General features: G+C 69.0%; 15 protein-coding genes and 1 tRNA gene. 5 read left to right on the plus strand and 11 right to left on the minus strand.

The annotated features are described in order from the left end of the window. Positions 1 to 12: 12 nt before the first annotated feature. The 3 genes from gatB to gatC form a co-directional block, all read right to left on the minus strand. The gene (gene gatB, locus ACG2DA_RS00935) at positions 13 to 1,500 is read right to left on the minus strand and encodes an Asp-tRNA(Asn)/Glu-tRNA(Gln) amidotransferase subunit GatB (protein WP_395253577.1); all 1,488 of its coding nucleotides are present in this window, start codon (positions 1,498 to 1,500) and stop codon (positions 13 to 15) included. After that, a complete protein-coding gene (gatA, locus tag ACG2DA_RS00940) occupies positions 1,497 to 2,966 on the minus strand; it encodes an Asp-tRNA(Asn)/Glu-tRNA(Gln) amidotransferase subunit GatA (protein WP_395253599.1) in 1,470 nt (489 codons plus the stop codon). Before gatA ends, gatB begins: the two co-directional genes overlap by 4 nt. Before the next feature lie 62 nt (positions 2,967 to 3,028). After that, positions 3,029 to 3,340 carry an Asp-tRNA(Asn)/Glu-tRNA(Gln) amidotransferase subunit GatC gene (gene gatC, locus ACG2DA_RS00945; RefSeq protein WP_395253578.1) on the minus strand — a complete coding sequence of 104 codons (312 nt, stop codon included), beginning with the start codon at positions 3,338 to 3,340 and terminating at the stop codon, positions 3,029 to 3,031. Between the two features lie 365 nt (positions 3,341 to 3,705). Between gatC and ACG2DA_RS00950 the strand changes: the two genes are divergently transcribed. Continuing rightward, on the plus strand, positions 3,706 to 3,984 hold the full coding sequence (locus ACG2DA_RS00950) for a carbon storage regulator (protein WP_395253579.1): 279 nt from the start codon (positions 3,706 to 3,708) through the stop codon (positions 3,982 to 3,984). Between the two features lie 65 nt (positions 3,985 to 4,049). Beyond that, positions 4,050 to 5,786: a S41 family peptidase gene (locus ACG2DA_RS00955; RefSeq protein ID WP_395253580.1), complete on the plus strand. Its 1,737-nt coding sequence runs from the start codon at positions 4,050 to 4,052 to the stop codon at positions 5,784 to 5,786. 263 nt (positions 5,787 to 6,049) lie between these two features. Here ACG2DA_RS00955 and ribA read toward each other — a convergent pair whose 3' ends face one another. Beyond that, positions 6,050 to 7,291, minus strand: a complete 1,242-nt coding sequence (gene ribA / locus ACG2DA_RS00960) for a GTP cyclohydrolase II (RefSeq protein WP_395253582.1) — start codon at positions 7,289 to 7,291, stop codon at positions 6,050 to 6,052. Between the two features lie 43 nt (positions 7,292 to 7,334). Next, positions 7,335 to 7,958 (minus strand): Uma2 family endonuclease, encoded by a 624-nt coding sequence (locus tag ACG2DA_RS00965; protein ID WP_395253583.1) that lies wholly within the window; start codon positions 7,956 to 7,958, stop codon positions 7,335 to 7,337. Positions 7,959 to 8,046: 88 nt separating this feature from the next. Between ACG2DA_RS00965 and ACG2DA_RS00970 the strand changes: the two genes are divergently transcribed. Both ACG2DA_RS00970 and ACG2DA_RS00975 read left to right on the plus strand, forming a co-directional pair. Continuing rightward, a complete protein-coding gene (locus tag ACG2DA_RS00970; RefSeq protein WP_395253584.1) occupies positions 8,047 to 9,429 on the plus strand; it encodes a glucuronate isomerase in 1,383 nt (460 codons plus the stop codon). A gap of 96 nt (positions 9,430 to 9,525) precedes the next feature. Then, positions 9,526 to 11,211: a SpoIIE family protein phosphatase gene (locus tag ACG2DA_RS00975; RefSeq protein ID WP_395253585.1), complete on the plus strand. Its 1,686-nt coding sequence runs from the start codon at positions 9,526 to 9,528 to the stop codon at positions 11,209 to 11,211. 52 nt (positions 11,212 to 11,263) lie between these two features. Here the strand turns inward: ACG2DA_RS00975 and ACG2DA_RS00980 are convergent. From ACG2DA_RS00980 to ACG2DA_RS01000, 5 genes are all read right to left on the minus strand, one after another. After that, positions 11,264 to 11,338, minus strand: a tRNA-Glu gene (locus tag ACG2DA_RS00980). A 134-nt stretch (positions 11,339 to 11,472) separates the two neighbouring features. Then, positions 11,473 to 11,844 carry a preQ(1) synthase gene (gene queF / locus ACG2DA_RS00985; RefSeq protein ID WP_395253586.1) on the minus strand — a complete coding sequence of 124 codons (372 nt, stop codon included), beginning with the start codon at positions 11,842 to 11,844 and terminating at the stop codon, positions 11,473 to 11,475. A gap of 89 nt (positions 11,845 to 11,933) precedes the next feature. Next, the gene (gene secD, locus ACG2DA_RS00990) at positions 11,934 to 15,263 is read right to left on the minus strand and encodes a protein translocase subunit SecD (protein WP_395253587.1); all 3,330 of its coding nucleotides are present in this window, start codon (positions 15,261 to 15,263) and stop codon (positions 11,934 to 11,936) included. A 241-nt stretch (positions 15,264 to 15,504) separates the two neighbouring features. Next, on the minus strand, positions 15,505 to 16,713 hold the full coding sequence (gene tgt / locus ACG2DA_RS00995; RefSeq protein ID WP_395253588.1) for a tRNA guanosine(34) transglycosylase Tgt: 1,209 nt from the start codon (positions 16,711 to 16,713) through the stop codon (positions 15,505 to 15,507). Continuing rightward, the gene (locus tag ACG2DA_RS01000; RefSeq protein ID WP_395253589.1) at positions 16,710 to 17,747 is read right to left on the minus strand and encodes a type II secretion system F family protein; all 1,038 of its coding nucleotides are present in this window, start codon (positions 17,745 to 17,747) and stop codon (positions 16,710 to 16,712) included. The genes tgt and ACG2DA_RS01000 overlap by 4 nt, the downstream gene beginning before the upstream one ends. Positions 17,748 to 17,785: 38 nt before the next feature. On the opposite strand from ACG2DA_RS01000, the gene ACG2DA_RS01005 reads away from it, so the two are divergent. Next, the gene (locus ACG2DA_RS01005) at positions 17,786 to 18,625 is read left to right on the plus strand and encodes an enoyl-ACP reductase (protein ID WP_395253590.1); all 840 of its coding nucleotides are present in this window, start codon (positions 17,786 to 17,788) and stop codon (positions 18,623 to 18,625) included. 68 nt (positions 18,626 to 18,693) lie between these two features. Here the strand turns inward: ACG2DA_RS01005 and ACG2DA_RS01010 are convergent, their stop codons facing one another. Further along, positions 18,694 to 19,017, minus strand: coding sequence for a DUF6793 family protein (locus ACG2DA_RS01010; RefSeq protein ID WP_395253591.1), 324 nt, complete (start codon positions 19,015 to 19,017; stop codon positions 18,694 to 18,696). Positions 19,018 to 19,022: the final 5 nt, after the last annotated feature.

A 19,022-nucleotide genomic window follows, 5' to 3' on the forward strand; every position in this document is an offset into this window, starting at 1 on the left:
CGAACGCGGCCGTCAGGCCGTGCCGTTGATCCGTTCCAGCAGCATCGCCCGGACGGTCTTCGGGTCGGCGCCGGAGACGGCTTTCAACACCTGACCCATCAGCGGGCCGACCGCCTGCTGCTTGCCGCCGCGGACGGTCTCCACGGCGACGGCGTTCTTCGGGTTCGCCAGGGCGTCGTCGATGGCGGCCTCCAATTCGGCCCCGCCGGTCACCGCGATCAGGCCGCGCTCGTCGACGATCGCGTCGACCGTCTCCGGCGTGTTCTGGTCCCGCGGGCGGGCCAGCAGGTCCGCGTAGACGTCGCGGGCGGCCTTCGTGTTCAGTTCCCCGGCCGAGACCCGCTTGAGCAGATGGCCGAGCGTCCCCGCGGGGATCGGGAACGTTTCGATCTCGTAATTCAGCTCCGACAGGTCGCGGAGCACGTCCTGGGTGCACCAGTTCGCGGCCCGCTTGCCGTCGTCGGCGGTCTGGGCGACCTCCTCGTAGTAGTCGGCGAACGGTTTGCCGCGCTCGATGATCACGCCGGCGTCGTAGTCGCTCAGCTCCCACACCTCGCCGATCCGCACGCGGCGGTCGGCCGGGAATTCGCCCAGTTCGCCCCGCAGCTCCTCGATCGCCTCCTCGGTGAGGGTCACGGGGACGAGGTCCGGGTCCGGGAAGTAGCGGTAGTCGCTGGCTTCCTCTTTGGTCCGCTGGGCGACGGTGACCTGCTTGTCCGGGTCCCAGCCGCGGGTGCTCTTGGGGGCGTCCTTGATCGTGTGGCCGGTGCGGTCGAACTCGTCCAGTTGACGGGTGCGTTCGAACTCGATCGCCGCCTCGACGCCGCGGAAGGAGTTGAGGTTCTTCACCTCGCAGATCGGCGTCGCCTTCACGCCCTCCGGCGTGGCGATCTTGAAGTTGACGTTCACGTCGCACCGCAGGCTGCCCTCCTGCATGTTGCAGTCGGAGACGCCGAGGTACGTGAGGAGCAGCTTGAGCCGTTCGAGGTAGGCCCGCGCCTCCGCGGCGCTGCTCATGTCCGGTTCGGAGACGATCTCCACCAGCGGGGTGCCGGCCCGGTTCAGGTCGACGCGGCTGACGCCGCCGGCGTGCATGTTCTTGCCGGCGTCCTCTTCGAGGTGGGCGCGGGTGATGCCGACGCGCTTCGTCCCCTCGTCGGCGTCGATGTCCAGCCAGCCCTCGCCGCAGACCGGCAGGTCGTACTGGCTGATCTGATAGCCCTTGGGCAGGTCCGGGTAGTAGTACTGCTTGCGGTCCCACTTGCAGAAGCGGGCGATCTCGCAGTTCAGCGCGAGGCCCACCTTCACCGCCATGCGAAACGCCGCGGCGTTCAACACCGGCAGCGAGCCCGGCAGGCCGAGCACCAGCGGGTCAGTGCGGGTGTTCGGTTCGTCCGGGGCGAAGTCCGCCGCGCAACCGCTGAACAGCTTCGTGCGGGTCGCGAGCTGGACGTGCACCTCCAACCCGATGACCGGCGTGACCTTCCGATCGTCGCTCACGGCGTCGTCCTCGTCACGTTGTGCCCCGTCTGAGTGGGTTGTCCCGTCTGATCCTGAAGCGGCGGGACCCGCTTGTGCCAATCGGTGGCCGCCTCGTACATCCGGGCGGCCCGCAGCAGGCTCGGCTCCGACAGCGCCGGGCCGAGCAGTTGCAGCCCGATCGGCAGGCCTTTGGAGAACCCGCAGGGCAGCGAAATCGCCGGGATGCCGGCGAGGTTCGCGCTGATCGTGTAGACGTCCGAGAGGTACATCGCCAGCGGGTCGTCGGCGAGTTCCCCGATGGCGAACGCGGTCGTCGGCGTCACCGGCGAGGCGAGCACGTCGCAGGTCTTGAAGGCGGCGACGTAGTCCTGCTGGATCAGGCGACGGACCTTCATCGCCTTCAGGTAGAAGGCGTCGTAGTACCCGCTGGAAAGGGCGTAGGTGCCCAGCATGATCCGGCGCTTCACCTCGTCGCCGAAGCCCTCGCCGCGGCTGCGTTCGTACATCTCCTCCAGCGAATCGAACTTCGCCGCCCGGTGCCCGTAGTGGACGCCGTCGTAGCGGGCCAGGTTGCTGGAGGCCTCGGAGGGGGCGATGAGGTAATAGGTCGCCACGCTGTATTTGCTGTGCGGCAGCGTAACGTCCACCACCTCCGCCCCGAGGGAGCGGTACAGCTCGATCGCCCCCTTCACCGCGTCGGACACCTCCCGGTCGAGGCCGACGTCAAAGTGATCCGCGACCACGCCCACCCGCAGCCCGGCGAGCGGCTCGTCGAGGTCGGTGAGGTAGTCCGGCACCGGGTCGGACAGGCTGGTGCTGTCCAGCGGGTCGTGGCCGGCGATCGCCTGAAGCACGGCGGCCGCGTCCCGCACCGTCCGGCCGAACGGGCCGATCTGGTCGAGGGAGCTGGCGAACGCCACGAGTCCGTACCGCGACACCCGCCCGTAGGTCGGCTTCAAACCGACCACGCCGCAGAAGGCGGCCGGCTGGCGGATACTGCCGCCCGTATCGCTGCCGAGGGCGATTGGCGCCATGCCGGCCGCGACCGCCGCGGCGCTGCCGCCGCTGGACCCGCCCGGCGCCCGCACCGGCTCCCACGGATTGCGGGTGGGGCCGGCGCCGGAGTTCTCCGTGCTGGAGCCCATGGCGAATTCGTCGAGGTTCGTCCGGCCCACCGGCACCGCCCCGGCATCCAGCAGCCGCCGCACGGCCGTCGCCGTGTAGGGCGGGCGGAAGTTCGCCAGCATTCGGCTGGCGCAGGTGCACGGCTCCCCCTCGACGCAGAGGTTGTCTTTGATCGCCACCGGTACGCCGGCGAGGCCGGACTGGCTGCCCTCGGCGATCCGCCGATCGGCCTCCGCGGCGAAAACGGCGGAGCGATCGGCGTCGGTGTGCAGGAATGCGTTGATTCCGCCGTCCACCGCGGCGATGCGGGTGTGGGCGTCCGCGGCGATCTGCACCGCGGAGCGGCTGCCGGAGCGAATCTCCGCGGCGAAGTCCGCGGCGGTCGGGAACGGGTGAGCGGGGTCGGGCGGCACGGGCGTCGTCACTCCCCGCCGAGAATCTGAGGCACCAGGAAGCACTCCCCGTCGCTGGCCGGGGCGTTGGCGAGGGCCGCCTCCCGGGGCAGCATCGGCGTGGGCACGTCTTCCCGCAGCACGTCCCGCACGTCGATGGCGTGGGCCATCGGTTCGACGTCGGCCGTGTCGACCTCGTCCAACAGGTGGACGTAGCCGAGAATCGCCCGCAACTGAGCGGTGAAGGCGTTCAGCTCGTTCGGCTTCAACGCGAGCCGGGAGAGCTTCGCCACGCGGGCGACCTCTTTCCGGGTGATCTGCGGGTTCGCGGGGCTGGCCATGGGCGGAGTGTCGGCAGGTCGCGTCGCGGGTGCAAGCGGCACGCGGCTGTCGTCCGTCTGGACGACGCGGCCTCCGGGAGGTGTGTCAGAAGTGCAACGTCACTGCGTTGCCGGCCGTCGTTTGCAGATTCTCCGTGGTCGCTCAGGAGAAGCCGGGGGAACTCTTCGGGTGCTAAGGGATCTCCCGGTGAAACTCTTCCTCAAGACAGACAACGACTTACGTCAAATCAACCCCTCCTCCGCCGGCAGGCGCCGGAAACGGCACGCCCGATGCGTCAAGGCTATTTCGTTCCTGACGGCCCGCGACGACGCGAGCCGCCCCCCAACGCCGCGGCCGACTTCGCCGCCCCACGAAAGACAGCACGATGCTCGTTCTCACCCGCAAGTCCGACGAAGCCATCCGCATCGGCGAGGATATTGTCATCAAAGTGATTCGCACCGGCAAGGGCACCGTGAAGCTGGGCATCGAAGCGCCCGGCGACGTCCGCATCCTTCGCGGCGAACTGGCCGACGCGGCCGGCGACGCAAAGGGCCGCGACGACGACGAGGAGGACGACGCCTTCGCCTTCGACGCCGACAACGAGTTCGCCCTCCCGATGAGCGTCGCCTGCGGCGGGTACGTCGCCCTGCCCGCGGTCGCCTGACGCCGACCTCCCTCCCCTCTCATCACCCGGGCCGTGTGGCCCGCCTCAGCAAGGACTCTGACGCGATGAACGATTCTTTCACCCGCACCGCCCCGATCGTTCGGCCGAAGGCCAAGGTTGGGTTCACCGCCGGCTCGCTGATCGAGCTGGCCGCCCTGGGCCTGGCGCTGCTCGTCCCGGCCGTCGCCTGCGGCCAGGACCGCACCGCCGCCGACTTCGGCCCGGACCCCTCCGCGACCGCCCGTTACGAATCGAACGGCGGCTACGACCGCGGCTTCGAAACCCCGACCCGCAGCCCCTACGGCGACTACCAGACCGAGCCGGCCGGCCGGGCCGTCCCGAAAGCGACCCCGAAGCCGCAGCCGAGCACCGCGGAGCGTCTCGCCTACCGCTACGACGACCCGAAGGTGGTGCGGTTCGCCACGGGCACCGGCTGGAGCCGGCTGGTCAACCTGTACGTGGAAAGCAGCCAGCTGATCGACGCCCGTCACCGGGAGCCGAACAGCTACGCCGACCGCGTGGCGATGGCCCTGGAGAACCTGTCTGAAGCCGTCGGCAACGACTCGTTCCGTCAGGCCCACCGGCTGACCGCTGACAGCCGTAAGGTGCAGAGCTTCCGCAGCCGGCTGGCCGGCCTGAACGCCCGCAACGTGCGGGACCGGAGCGGCGCCCTGGAGGTGATGCGGCAGACGGCGAGCCTCGCCCAGAACGAACTCGGCCTGAGCGCCGACGCCGTCGCGGCGGAGTTTCTGTTCGGCGCCGTGGAGTCCCTCGACAAGTTCAGCGGCTTCCTGCCCAGCGAGACCCGCACCGGCTACGGCGTGGACGCCACGGTGATCCCGGCCCAGTACGCCGCGGAGCAGACTGCCGGCCCGCTGGACACCAGCGTCGTCGGGCTGGGCGTGGAACTGAAGGAGCACGACCGCGGCGTGGTGATCGTCAAGCCGCTGGCCGGCGGCCCGGCCGCCAACGCCGGCCTGCAGCGGGGCGACGTGATCGTCGCGGTCAACGGCACGGACCTGGCCGGCAAAGGCCTGAACGCCGCCGCCGACCTGATCGTCGGCCGCGAGGGCACCACGGTGCAGTTGCGGGTGATGCGGGGCGAACGCTTCGGCACCTTCAACCTGCGTCGGGCCCGCGTCGAGCTGAAGACGGTGAGCGTCGTGCAGCTGATGACCGCCGCCGACGGCACGAAGGTCGGCTACCTGAAGCTGGACCGGTTCGCCGCGACGACCCAGACCGAACTGAACGCCGCCCTGTGGCAGCTCTACCAGGGCGGGATGAAGGCCCTCGTGATGGACCTCCGCGGCAACCCGGGCGGTCTGCTGGATCAGGCGATCAGCGTCAGCGACACCTTCCTGCCGGCCGGCACCATCGTCAGCACCCGGGGCCGTCTGGCTGAGGACAACATGTCCGCCACGGCCAAGAAAACCCGGACCTGGAAGGTGCCGATGGCGGTGATCGTGGACGACGGCTCGGCCAGCGCCAGCGAGATCTTCGCCGCCGCCATCCAGGACAACCGCCGCGGGGTGATCGTCGGACGGAACAGCTACGGCAAGGGCACGGTTCAGACGCACTTCCCGGTCCGCACCGTCTCCGGCGACCTGAAGCTGACCACGGCGATGTTCTATAGCCCCAACGACCGCCAGATGGCCGACCAGGGCGTCGCCCCGGACGTGCTGGTCAGCGAAGACCGGGAGATCCTGCCGCTGAACCGCGACGCCGACGTCGCCGCCGCGATCAAGGCCGCCACCAGCCAGACCGCCGCCACGATGGCCGCGAACCCCGGCTCGGTTCGGTAACGACCCGCCCAGACCTCCGCCCACTCCAAGACGGAGTGCGGACCGTCTTCTCAAAACGGCCTCACGACGAGGCGACCCGAGTGCGAGGCGAGTTGAGAAGCATCTGCCCGGCGTCCGCGGCCATCAAGAAGCTGGCCCCCGACAGCGTGCAGAAGACCGGCTTCGCCGGAAGCTTCAAATCCCAAGAAATCAAGAACCAAAACAGGAGGGAGCGAATCCCATCTATGTTGGTTCTTGAATTCTTGTCTCTTGGAATTTGCCCGCTAGGGCAGCGCGTGCCCCATCTTTTCCCGCTTCGTCGCGAGGTATTTCTCCCGGGTGGGCTCCGGGGGGGCGATGATCGGGACCTGTTCGACGACTTCCAGTCCCATCGCGGAGCTGACGAACGACTCCCGCTTCTTGGGGTTGTTCGTCAGCAGGCGGATGCGGGAGAGGCCGAGGTCCTTCAGGATTTGCAGACCGACCATGTAGTCCCGCTGGTCCGCTTTGAAGCCGAGCTTGTGGTTCGCCTCGACGGTGTCCGCCCCGGCGTCCTGCAGTTCGTAGGCCTTCAGCTTCGCCGTCAGGCCGATGCCGCGGCCCTCCTGCGGGAGGTAGACCACCGCCCCGCGGCCGGCCTCGTGGCAGCGGGTCATGGCGAGGTGCAGCTGATCCCCGCAGTCGCAGCGGAGCGAATCCAGCAGGTCCCCGGTGAAGCAGGAGGAGTGCATCCGCACCAGCGGCGGCTTGTCGCCGGCTCCCTCGCTCAGGTCGCCCCACACCAGCGCGACCGGTTCCTGGGTCTGGTGCTCGACCTTGTAGGCGATCACCCGCGGCGTGCCGTATTGACGGGTGGGAATCGGCACCTCGGCCTCCCGGGTGACGAGCCGTTCCCGCGAGGTGCGGTACTTGATGAGGTCCTCGATGCTGACGACCGGCGTGCCGTGCTCCGCGGCGAGCCTCTGAAGCTCCTCGCCCCGGGCCATCCCCTTCCCGTCGGCGGAGACGATTTCGATCAGGCAGCCGACCGGCGGCAGGCCGGCGAGCGTCATCAGGTCGACGACGGCTTCGGTGTGCCCGGCCCGCCGCAGCACGCCGCCGGGCTTCGCCAGCAGCGGAAAGATGTGGCCGGGTTTGACGAAGTCCGAGGCGACGCTGTGCGGGTTCGCCATCTCCCGCAGCGTCCCGGCTCGGGCCTCCGGCGAAACGCCGGTGCCGGCCGCGATGTGGTCGACCTGCACCAGAAACGGCGTGCGGTGCGGCGCCGTGTTCGCGGATTCCTCCACGATCGGCCGCAGGTCGAGTCGGTTCGCCGTGTCCGCGGTGATCGGGGCGCACAGCACGCCGCGGCCGTGCCGCAGCATGAAGTCGACGGTTTCCGCGGTGATCGTCGAGGCGGCGGCGACGAAGTCGCCCTCGTTCTCCCGTTCATGGGCGTCCACGACGATCACCGGCCGGCCGGCCTTCAGCGCCGCGAGGGCGTCCTCAATCGTGTCGCGGCGGTCGGGGGTGGCAGACTCGGTCATGGGAGCATCGTAGGCTCACGACCCGCTTCGTCCGACCGTGCCGTCACTTCGCCGCGGCGAGACGCACCGCCGGCGGCTCCTCCGACGAGAGCGACCAGTCCAACGGCAGCACGACGCTGCGGACCGGTGCCCCGCCCGGCTCCGCGACGCCGTCGGCGATCAACGCCCCGTCCTGCAACCGGAAGCGGGAGAGCCGCCACGGATCGCGGTCGAGCAACCAAAGCTCCCGCACGCCTACCGAGGCGTAAAACGGCAGAGTCTCGAGAGCGAGGTCCCCCTCTGACAGGACTTCCACCGCGAGGTCCGGTCCGCCGAACCAGTGACTGCCGCGGTCCTCGGCGGGATTCCCGGGGAGGTAGACGACGACGTCGGGACAGCGGTAGTTCTTCGTCCAGTCGTCTGATCGATCGGAGACGTTCGCGCCGGGCTGTACCGCCTCGGAAACGCCCGCGTCGTCCAAGTATCGCGTCAGCTGAAAGGCGATTCGATTGACGATCGACTGATGCTGATTCCCGGGCAGCGGCATAAGGATGTATCTCCCGTCCCACACCTCGTCGTAACGATCGAGGCCGCTGCGCCGACGCTCCTCCAGGAGATGTCGGGCAGCGTGGGGGTCCTGAACGAGCGGGCCGGGCGGCAGGGCGGCGAGGGGCGTGGCGGCGACCATATCCGCATCATAACCCCCGCCCCGCCCGGTGGGTCGCGGCGGTACGGCGGAAACGGCATCATTCGCCCCCCCCTCCGGAGTCGCTCCCATGCCGAATGAAACCGCCGCCGACCGCATCCTCTCCGGCCTGGAGGCGGCGCCGATCTTCGACCCGCACTCCCATATCAATCCGCACTCGCCGACCAGCGAGACCCTCGCGGACATCCTCGGCTACCACTATTACACGGAGCTCGCCCGCTCCGCCGGGCTGGCCAAGGAGCAGATCGAACCGGCCGCCGGCCCGCTCGACCCGAAGGAACTCGTCGCCAACCTCGTGCCGACGCTGGAGCGGCTGGACAACACCGTCCAGCTGAGCTGGTTCATCGAACTTGCGCAGACCTTCTTCGGCTGGGACGGCGACCGGCTGACCCGCGACAACTGGGAGGCGCTGTACGACGAGGCCGCCAAGCAGATGGCCGAGCCCGGCTACACCGACCGGATCATCCGGCAAACGAACCTCGAAAAGGTCTTCCTGACAAACGACTTCGACGACCCGCTCGAAGACTTCGACACGAACTTCTACGTCCCCTGCCTGCGGACGGACGACCTCGTCTTCAAGCTGCACACGCCGGAGGTGCGGGAACGGCTGGCGAAGGCGACCGGCATCGAAGTCGGCGACTCCGACAGCCTGCGGGCGGCGATCCGCAAGCTGTTCGAGCATTTCACGAGTAAGGGCGCGGGGGCCTGCGCGATCTCGCTGCCGCCGGACTTCGAGCCAGGGGAACCGGACGAGGATCTGACGATCAACGAATACCTGAAGGCATTCCGCGGCGACGAGGAGGCGATCGCCGGGTTACGAATGGAACTGCCGGAGGTCGTCAGCGACGCAGCCGAGAAAGCCGGTCTGACGGCGGAGGACCTCGATCGGATGTTTGTGGAAGGCGGCGAGTACGACGTCAGCCGGTTCGTCTTCTGGACGCTCGCCGAGCACTGCCGGGAGTTCGGGCTGCCGTTCGATCTGATGATCGGCGTGAACCGCAACGTCTACCCGGCCGGCGTGCACCAGGGCCGGGACCTGTACGACAGTCGGTGTAGCCTCAGCCAATACGCCGAGCTGTTCAACGCCTTCCCGGAGGTGACGTTCCCCGTCAGCGTGCTGGCGCCGACGATGAACCAGGAATTGGTCAGCTACGCCTGGATCTTCCCGAACGTCGTCGCCAACGGGCACTGGTGGTACTCGAACATTCCGGCCCACATCGCCCCGAACCTGCGGGCCCGTTTGCAGGCGGTGCCGGGGGACAAAGTGGTCGGCTACTACTCCGACGCCTACAAGCTGGAGTTCGTGCTGCCGAAGTTCGCGATGTACCGCAAGATCCTGGCGAAGGAACTGGCGGCGGAGTTCTGCGAGAGCCGCGGCTGGAGCGAGGAGCGGGCCGTCGAATTCGGGCTGAAAGTCCTGCGAGGAAACTCCGAACGGCTCTTCGGCGGCTGATCGTCGGGCCCGGCGGAACGGGGTGCGTCGCCTCCGGGGGAGCGGTATCTTCGCCGGCCCGCCGCGGTCCGCTCCGTCCCGCCCCCCGCCCCGCCGATGCCCAAGCTCGTTCTCCTGCAAGGGGACACCGCCGACACCCGCCGCATCAGCGGCGAGAAGGCGATCGTCGGCCGCTTGCCGGAGGTCGACGTGCAGATCGACAGCAACATGGTCTCGCGGCGCCACGCGATCTTCACCAAGAAGCCCGGCGGCAACGGCGGCTGGACCCTGGAGGATCTGGACAGCGGCAACGGCACCTTCCTCAACGGGAAGCGGATCACGACGCCGGTCGACCTCAACAGCGGCGACCGGCTGAAGTTCGGCCCGGTGCTGGCCCGCTTCGAAGACGAAACCGCCGAACGGGCCGCGGCGCCGAACCTCGATTCCGTGCTCTCCTTCTCGCTGACGGAGGAGGGGCCGGAGAGCGCGACGGTCACCGGCAGCGCCTCGGCGGGCAGCGGGTACGGGCTGCTGGACGTCCGCCCGCAGCAGAAGCTCGAGGCCGTCATCAGCATCGCCCGCGATCTGGCGGCGGCCGCCGCGGCGGACGACGTCACCGGGTTGCTCCCGCAGGTCCTGCAAACGCTGTTCAACATCTTCCCCGGGGCCGACCGCGGCGTGATCCTGCTGCGTAAGGGCGGGGACCTCAGCGCCGGGTTCTACCCCGCTGCGCAAAAACAGCGGCAGGAGGGGGAGGACTCCACGGTCAAGATGAGCCGCACGATCCTTCGAAAGGTCGTCGAGGAGAAAGCCGGCTTCCTCTCCGCGGACGCCAGCAGCGACAGCGTCTTCGACGCCAGCGAGAGCATCTCCAGCCTGGCGATCCGGTCGATGATGAGCGTGCCGATGCTGTCGCTGGACGGGGACGTCACCGGCGTGATCCACCTCGACACCCAGAACCCGATCACGCAGTTCAAGCCGGAGGACCTCGACCTGCTCCAGGCGGTCGCCGGTCAGGCGGCGATGAGCTACGAGAGCCACCGCCTGCTCGTCGCAGCTCTGCAGAAGAAGAAGCAGGACAGCGAGATGGAGATCGCCAAGCAGGTGCAACGCAACCTGCTCCCGGACGAACTGCCCCGGCACGAGAACTACAGTTTCTTCGCCAGCTACGATGCCGCCCAGGCCGTCGGCGGCGACTACTACGACGCCTTCACCCTGCCGGACGGCAAGATCGCGCTCGCCTTCGGCGACGTCGCCGGCAAGGGCGTGCCCGGCGCCCTGCTGATGGGCCGCATGAGCGCCTGCGTGCAGAGCGTGCTGGCCAACGTCCACGAGGCCGGCCCAGCCTTCGCGCAGATCAACACCCACATGTGTCGAAACATGGCCGAGGGCCGGTTCGTCACGTTCGTGCTCGTGCTGCTCGACCCGGAGAGCGGCAGGATCGACGTCGTGAACGGCGGCCACATGAGCCCCCTGTTCCGCAGCGCCGACGGCAGCTTCTTCGAGTTCCCGGACGACACCGTCGGCCTGCCGGTGGGCGTGGTCGACGGCTACCCGTTCGAGACCGTCTCCCGCACGATGCAGCCCGGCGAGACGGCCCTCATCATCACCGACGGCGTCGACGAGGCGATGAATCCGCGGGGGGACCTGTTCACCAAAGAGCGGGTCAAGCGGTTCCTGATGGAGGGGCCGACCGACGCCGCCGAGCTGGGGCGGGCGCTGCTCAAAGAGGTCCGCACCCACGCCGCCGGCCGGGAGCAGAACGACGACATCACCATCATGACCTTCGGCCGCAACGCATGAAAAAACCGGTTAGCCGCTCTCTTCGCGAGAGCGGCTAACCGGTGCGGTGCAGTACTCCGTACGGGATTTGAACCCGTGTCTCCGCCGTGAGAGGGCGGTGTCCTGGGCCGGGCTAGACGAACGGAGCGTGCGGCGAGGAAACCGAAGTCTCGGTCGCTCAGGACGGCCCTACTCTACCCGGACACCGGCGAGCGTCAAACGGTTCGGGACGAACTCCGGACGAACGGGCTCCGGCCTGTCCGAATTTCGGGATGACGCCGCTCAACGGGCCTTGTGCGACACCCGAATGACGCTGTGCAGCCCGCCGCGGGGCGTCCACTCGGCGGTCAGTTCCAGCGACTTCGGCTCCATCAGCCGAATCAGCTCGTCGGCGATCTGGTTGGTCACCGCCTCGTAGAACGCGCCATGGTTGCGGAAGCTCTGGTAGTAGAGCTTCAGGCTCTTCAACTCGACGCAGCAGTCTGCGGGGACGAACTTCAGCGTCAGCGTGCCGTAGTCCGGGTGGCCGGTCTTCGGGCACACGCTGGTGAACTCCGGGGCGACGTGCGTGATCTCGTAGTCCCGATCGGGATACGGGTTCTCGAACGTCTCCAGCAGGTCCGGCCGCGGGCGGTCGTAGAGAAACTCAGACATCAGTTCGTAGGGTCCGCTGCGCGGACCGAAGAGGGAAAACGCTCGCCAGATCGTCGTCGGTCAACAGCGGACGGTCCGCTGAGCGGACCCTACGCCACCTTCGCCGGGGCCGGTTCGCGGACCGCCGGGGAGGCGGCGGCCGGCTTGTTGGTGTTGCGGTTGATCAACCACAGCAGGACCGGCGTCGCGATGTACAGCGACGAGTAGGTCCCGATGAGGATGCCGACCACCAGACAGTAGGCGAAGCCGTGGATCCCCTCGCCGCCGAACACGTACAGGATGCCGACCACGATTAACGTCGTCAGCGAGGTGAGCAGCGTCCGGGAGAGCGTCTGGTTGAGGCTGCGGTTCACGATGTCCGGCGTCAGACCGGGGTTCTTGCCCCGCACCTCGCGGATGCGGTCGAACACGACGATCGTGTCGTTCAGGCTGTAGCCGATGACCGTCAGCAGGGCGGCGATCATCGGGAGGTTCAGCTTGAACTCCTCCAGCCCGAGCCAGCCAACCGCGGAGCCGGCGTTGAGCCCGCCGACCAGCCAGTTCGCCAGGGCGACCATCCCGAGCACGAAGGTGACGTCGTGCACCAGGGCCGCGACCGCGGCGAGGCCGAAGTCGACCCGCTGGAAGCGGAGCCAGATGTAGCCCACGATCGCCACGAGGCTGGCCAGGACCGCGAAGATCGCGGACCGCTGCATCTCGCCGGCGACGGCGCTGTCGAAGCTGTTCACCTCGTCGAAGACGGGGCTCTCGGCGAGGTCCGCCGCCATCAGGTCCAGCGCCTCCGCGAAGCGTTCGCCGGAGACGGCCCCGGAGGCGACGACGCGGACGGTCTGGTAGCTGCCGGCCTCCCCTTCCCCGCCGACCGCCTCGCCCACGCCGCGGACGGTGTAGGGGGCCTGCGGGTCGTCAATGGGCTGGCCTTCCTCCTGGGCGATCGCCTCGGTGGCGTCGCCCAGTTCCCGGCGGACGGCGTTCGTGCCAATCGGTTCGGAGAAGGTGAGATTGACCGCCTTGTCCTCGCCGCCGAGCGTCTCCACCTCGCCGGCGTCGACCACGGTCACGCGGCGGACGTTGACGGTGCCGGTCTGCTCGAAGGCCCGGGCCACCAGCGTGGCGACGCTCGTGGCGCCGCCGAAGGCTTCGGGATCGTCCTCCAGCTGCCGGTCCCGCAGAGTCGTGCGAACGCGGAAGCGGCGGCCGGCCTCGCCGGGGGCGTCGCTGTCCAGCTCCAGCCGTTCGACCGAGACGTTGCCGCGGAACGCCGGCAGGGCTTCTAGATCCTCCCGCACCTCGGCGGCGCTTTCCGCCTGGTCGAGCTGAAAGGTCACCATCGTGCCGCCGCGGAAGTCGATATCCAGCAGGTTCGCCCCGCGGGCCGCGATCAGGCCGACGCCCAGCAGCAGCACGACGCAGGAAGTCGCGAAGGCGACGTTCGCCTTGCTGGCGAAGTCGATGTTGGTGTCCCCGACGAAGGAGAACATCTTGAAGGACTTCACCCACCGCTTCCGCTCCATGATGTCGCACAGCAGGCGACCGAAGTAGAGGGCGGTGAACATCGAGGTGACGATGCCGATGAACAGCGTCACCGCGAAGCCGCGGACTTGGTCGGTGCCGATCAGGAACAGGATCAGGGCCGTGATCAGCGTCGTCACGTTGGCGTCGACGATCGTCGTGAACGCCTTGGCGAAGCCGTTCTGAATGCTCATCCGCAGGCTCGACCCGCGGGCCTGCTCCTCCCGGATGCGTTCGAAGATCAGCACGTTGGCGTCCACCGCCATGCCGATCGTCAGCACGATGCCCGCGAGGCCCGGCAGGGTGAACGTCGCCTCGATCAGGCTCATCACCCCCAGCACGAGGATGATGTTGAGGACCAGACAGAGGTCCGCCACCAGCCCGAGCCACAGGTAGTAGACGGCCATGAAGATCAGCACGACGACGCCGGCGCCGAGGATGCTGTAGACGGCTTTGCGGACCGTGTCCTCGCCCAGCAGCGGGGAGACGGTGAACTCACTGACCGGCGTCGGGTCCAGCGGCACCTCCAGGGCGCCGGCGTTGAGCACGTCGACGATCTCGTCCACCTCGGCGGAGGTGAAATCGCCCTCGATCACGCCGCTGCTCGAAATGACCCCGTTGATGCCCGGAGCGCTGCGGACTTCTTCGTCCAGCACGACGGCCAACCTGCGGCGGAGGGCGTCGGTAGAAAGGTTCGCGGAGGTGAGGGCCTGGAACCGGTAGGCGCCCTGGGTGTCGAAGTTGAAGGACACCATCGGCCGGCCGCTGTCCGGGTCGCGGGCGTTGCGGGCGCGGGTGAGGAACTTGCCGTCCACCTCTTTGCCCGGCCGCGGCAGCACGGTGAGCACCTGGGCCCGCACGCCCTCGACCGGCCCCGCCTCGATCCCCGCGGGCGGGAATTCAAGGATCTGGCCGTCTTCGTCGACGAAGCGGAAGGCGTAGATGCTGCGGGAGTCGAGCGCGTCCTCCAGCGAGAGCGACCCGTCCCTGTTCCGGCCGATATCCTTCCACGCGGCGGCCGGGTTCTTGCCGCGACGAACGACCCGCTCCGTGCCGGACAGGGCCCGGCCGCGTTCAATCAGGTCGCGGTGGTCAGTGGTGTTGGCGAGGATGAGGAACTCCAGGTTCCCTAACGTCGTGGCGGCCCGGCGGAGGCGTTCCACCTTCTCCGGGTCGGCGCCCGGAACGATCAGTTCGATGCGGTCCTGCCCGACGCGGCGGACGGTGACCTCCTCGGTGCCGGACGGATTAATCCGCTTGCCGATGGCCCCGACCATCCGGTCCATGATCTCGGGAGTGATCTCCTTCCGGTCCGGCCCTTCCGGACCGAGCTTCTCCTGGTCGACCTGGAACACCATGTTGGTGCCGCCGGCGAGGTCGATGCCGAGCTTCAGGCTGCTGCGGACGCCGTCCATGAAGGTCAGCCCGGCCGCCTGGGCCGCGAGGCCGTTGTAGATGAACGGCGTGAGACCGAGCGCGGCGAGGAACAGCACGAGCCCCAGACGCATCGGCACGTCCTTCATCCGCCAGCTCCGCCCCAGCAGGAAGCTGATGACGAAGGGCAGAATAAAGACGCAGGCGACCGTCAGGATCGTGATCCAGGCGGGCACCCGCACCTGATCCGCCTCGGCGTTCAGGTCGCCCTCGACCGTCTCCTCGATCGGATCGCCGGGCAGCGTCGCCGGGTCGCCGTCAATCACGTCCTCCTCGTCGATGCCGCCCTCGGTCTCCTCGACGAGAGGGTCGTCGGCGACCTCGGCGGCGGTCGGCCCGGCCGGGTCGGCGAGGTCGTTCACCTGCGCGGCGGCGGGGGCGAGCGGCCCGGCGAACAGGCACAGCAGCGCCGCGAGGGCCGCCGGAAGGAGGGGGCCGGCGGCGGGCGGCCGGACCGAGCGGGAAAGGCGCACGGGGAGCAACGGCGGAAGCGTCATGTCAGTTCGGTCTCGTCCTGAGCCGCCCGCGGGCGGGGGATTCGTCGGCGGTTCGCCGGACAATCCCGTCTTTGGCAGCGATGTGAATCGGGGTGGGCCGCGCCGCGTCGTCGATCGGCACGGAGCAAAACGCGCGGCCGGCGGGCGGGCCGCGCATGCTAGTTTTCCGGCTTCAACCGAACAACCCGCCTCCGATTTCCCCGATCGTGAAGCGCGTTCACCCGGCCCGCCGGTCGCGCACCGGGTCGCCGGGCGGGGGATTGACGGCCGCAACGTTCGCCCCGGCCCCCCACTTCGCCAACTCCGCCGCGGCGAACGCCTCCGCCTCGCCCCGCTCGATCGCCGCCCGCAGATCGGCCAGCAGGCGGTGGTAGAAGCGGAGGTTGTGCAGGGAGAGCAGGATCGGCGCCAGCATCTCCCCCGCCAAGAACAGGTGCCGCAACGTACCGCGGCTGAAACCGCCCGCCCCGCCCCGCCGGCAGGCCGGGCAGTCGCAGGCGAGATCGATCGGCGCGGTGTCCCGGGCGTGGGCGGCGTTCTTGATCTTTAGCACGCCGCCGGAGGTGAAGACCGTCCCGTTGCGGCCGTTGCGCGTCGGCATGACGCAGTCGAACAGGTCGACCCCCCGCATCACCGCGTTCACCAAATCGGCCGGCGTGCCGACGCCCATCAGGTAGCGGGGCTTCTCCGTCGGGAGGAACGGCGTCGTCGCCTCCAGCGTGCGGTACATCTCCGACGGCGCCTCGCCCACGGAGAGCCCGCCGATCGCGTAGCCGGGGAACTCCAACGGGAGCAGGCCGCGGGCGCTGCGTTCCCGCATCGCCGGGTCGACGCCGCCCTGCACGATGCCGAACAGCGCCTGCGGGTCGCCCCCCGCCGTGCGGCGGTCCAGGCGGTCCCAGCGGTCCCGACAGCGGACGGCCCAGCGGGTGGTGCGGTCGACCGCCGCTTGCATCCGCTCCGGCTCGCAGGGCAGCGGGGGGCACTCGTCGAGGCACATCATCACGTCGGCCCCCAGCTTGGCCTGCACCTCGACGCTGTCCTCCGGGGTGAGGTTCATCTTCGCCCCGTCAATGTGCGAGACGAACCGCACGCCCTCCTCCGTCATCGTCGCCAACTCGGCGAGGCTGAAGACCTGAAAGCCGCCGCTGTCGGTGAGGATCGGCCCGTCCCAGGCCATCATCGCGTGCAGCCCGCCGAGGTCCGCCACCACGTCCGCGCCCGGCCGCAGGGCGAGGTGGTAGGTGTTCGCCAGGATCTGCGTCGAACCGACGGCGGCCAGCTGCTCCGGCATCACCCCCTTCACCGACCCCGCGGTCCCGACCGGCATGAAGGCGGGCGTCGGTACGGCGCCGTGCGGCGTGCTCCACGTGCCGGCCCGGGCGGCGCCGTCGGTCGCGGTCAGATCGAAACGGAACCCGGTCACGGACGAAAATTGGGGTCGGAAAATTCGTTCACCATCCCCACGTACTGCGAGAACACGCTGAAGATCATCCAGATAATCACCCCGGCCACCAGCGCCCAAACGCCCCACCCGACCGCCGCCGAAAGGGCGGAGAGGCTGCGGCGGGCGTCCGCTTCGAGGTCCGGGCCGATCCGTTCCAGCATCTCCGGAATACTGCCGGACGCCTCGGCCACCTCGATCATCTCCAGATAATCCCGGGGAAACAGATTCGTCGACCGCAGGGCGGGACTCAGTTCCGAACCGGCCCGCACCTCCGCCCAGACCGGCTCCGCGGCGGCGGCGAAGGCGCCGTTCTCCGTCGCGCTGAAGCTGGCGGCCAAGGCGTGCCGCAGGTCCATCCCGGCGTTCTGCGTCAGGGCGAAGGCCCAGCTGAACCGCGCGAGGGCGAAGTTCCGCAGGCAGGTCCCCACGACGGGGATCGCCAGCAGGAGGGGGTCGAACAGCCGCCGCCACTTCATCGAATGCCGGCCCAACTGGAACAGCGCGAACCCGGCCAGCGCGACCGCCCCCGCCCCGCCGAACCAGATGATCGCCCCCCGCGTGCCCGTCAGGCCGAGGCCGAGCACGTCGAACCCGCCGTCGCCGATCATCCCCAGCACCCAGATCAGCAGCCCGATCACCAGCACCGCGGCGACCAATTGGAAGACCGGCCAGGCGATCTGTGAGAGGAACGCCTTCTTCATCCGCAGCAGATTCTCGTAGTGCTCGGCCAGCGCCCGGAGCACCTCGGGCAGGTGCCCGGTGCCCTCCGCGACCCGCACCAGTTCGACGAACAGCCGTGGGAAGCCCCGGGTGACGAGCAACGCCTCGTGCAGTTCGCGGCCGTTCTCAATCTCCTTCGCGGCCTCGCCGAGCAGCCGGGAGGCCCGCGGGTCGCCCGCCTTGCCGCCGGCGACGGAGAGGGCTTTCAGCAGGGTGACGCCGCTGTCCAACAGCGTCGCCAACGACCGGCACAACCGGGCGAGGGCGGCCAGCGGGAGGCGTCGGGCGAACATCGGTCGCATGGTAACGCCGCCGGGCCCACAATCCGCCCATGACCGATGAGAACGCCGCCGCCCCGCCCGCCTTCGACTTCCTCCAACTCGCCGGCAAACCCGTGTTGGTCACGGGGGTGGCGAACAAAAAAAGCGTCGCCTGGCACACCGCCAAACTGCTGGCGGACGCCGGGGCGGAGGTGAAGCTCGCCGTTCACACCCCCGAGCGTCGGGAGAAGGTGCGGAAGTTCTGCGGCGACATGGCCGTCTTCGTCTGCGACGTCGCCGACCAGGACTCGATCGACCGGCTGGCGACCGACCTCGCCGACGACCTGCGGGCGACGCCGCTGGCCGGGCTGGTGCACAGCGTGGCCTACGCCGACTACTCCGCCGGCTGGCTGCCCTTCCACCAGACGCCCCGGGCGGCGTTTCTGCAGGCGGTGGACGTCTCCTGCTTCTCGCTGACGGCCCTGTCGAACGCCCTGTCCGACCGGCTCGACCCGGAGACCGGCAGCGTCGTGACGATCAGCATTTCGACGACCCGCATGGCCGCGGAAAACTACGGCTACATGGCCCCGGTGAAGGCGGCGCTGGATTCCTCCGTCTGCTTCCTCGCCAAGAGTTTCTCGCAGTTTTCGAAGGTGCGGTTCAACGCGGTGGGGCCGGGTCTGTTGAAGACCCAAAGCTCCGCCGGCATCCCGGGCTACCTCGACAGCTACCTGTTCGCGGAACGGGCGACGCTGCGGCACGAGGCCGTGACGACGCCGGAGGTGGCGAACGCCGTCGCCTTCCTGCTCAGCCCGCGGTCCAGCGGGATCAACGCCCAACACCTGACCATCGACGCCGGCATGGGCGTGAACTACTTCGACGCGGACCTCGTCCGGGACGCCGTCTCGTAGGGTCCGCTGTGCGGACCGTTCCTGAAGAAATCGGCTCGTTCCCAACGGTCCGCGGAGCGGACCCTACGTCACCAGCCGAGCGACATGTTCGTCTCGATCGCCCGCTGGGCCTCGTGCAGGTCGGTGCCGGTGTCCAGCATGTAGAGGCGGATCGCGTGCAGCTTGTCGCCGGCGGCCCGGGCGAGGCACTCGCGGGCGTTGCTGTCCGGGGCCGAGACGCCGCGGATGCCCAGCAGGCCCTTGGAGATGACCCAGACGTCGCGCGGCCGGCGGGCGACCCGCAGCACCTCTTCTTCGGGATAGTGCTCCCGGGCGACCTCGCGGGCGGCGTCCTCCGTCTCCGCCTCGGAAATCATGATGTGCGCGGAGGTCTCGATTTCGTACAGAGCCATCGGAT

This window comes from Alienimonas sp. DA493, from assembly GCF_043951915.1.
Taxonomy (GTDB): Bacteria; Planctomycetota; Planctomycetia; order Planctomycetales; family Planctomycetaceae; genus Alienimonas.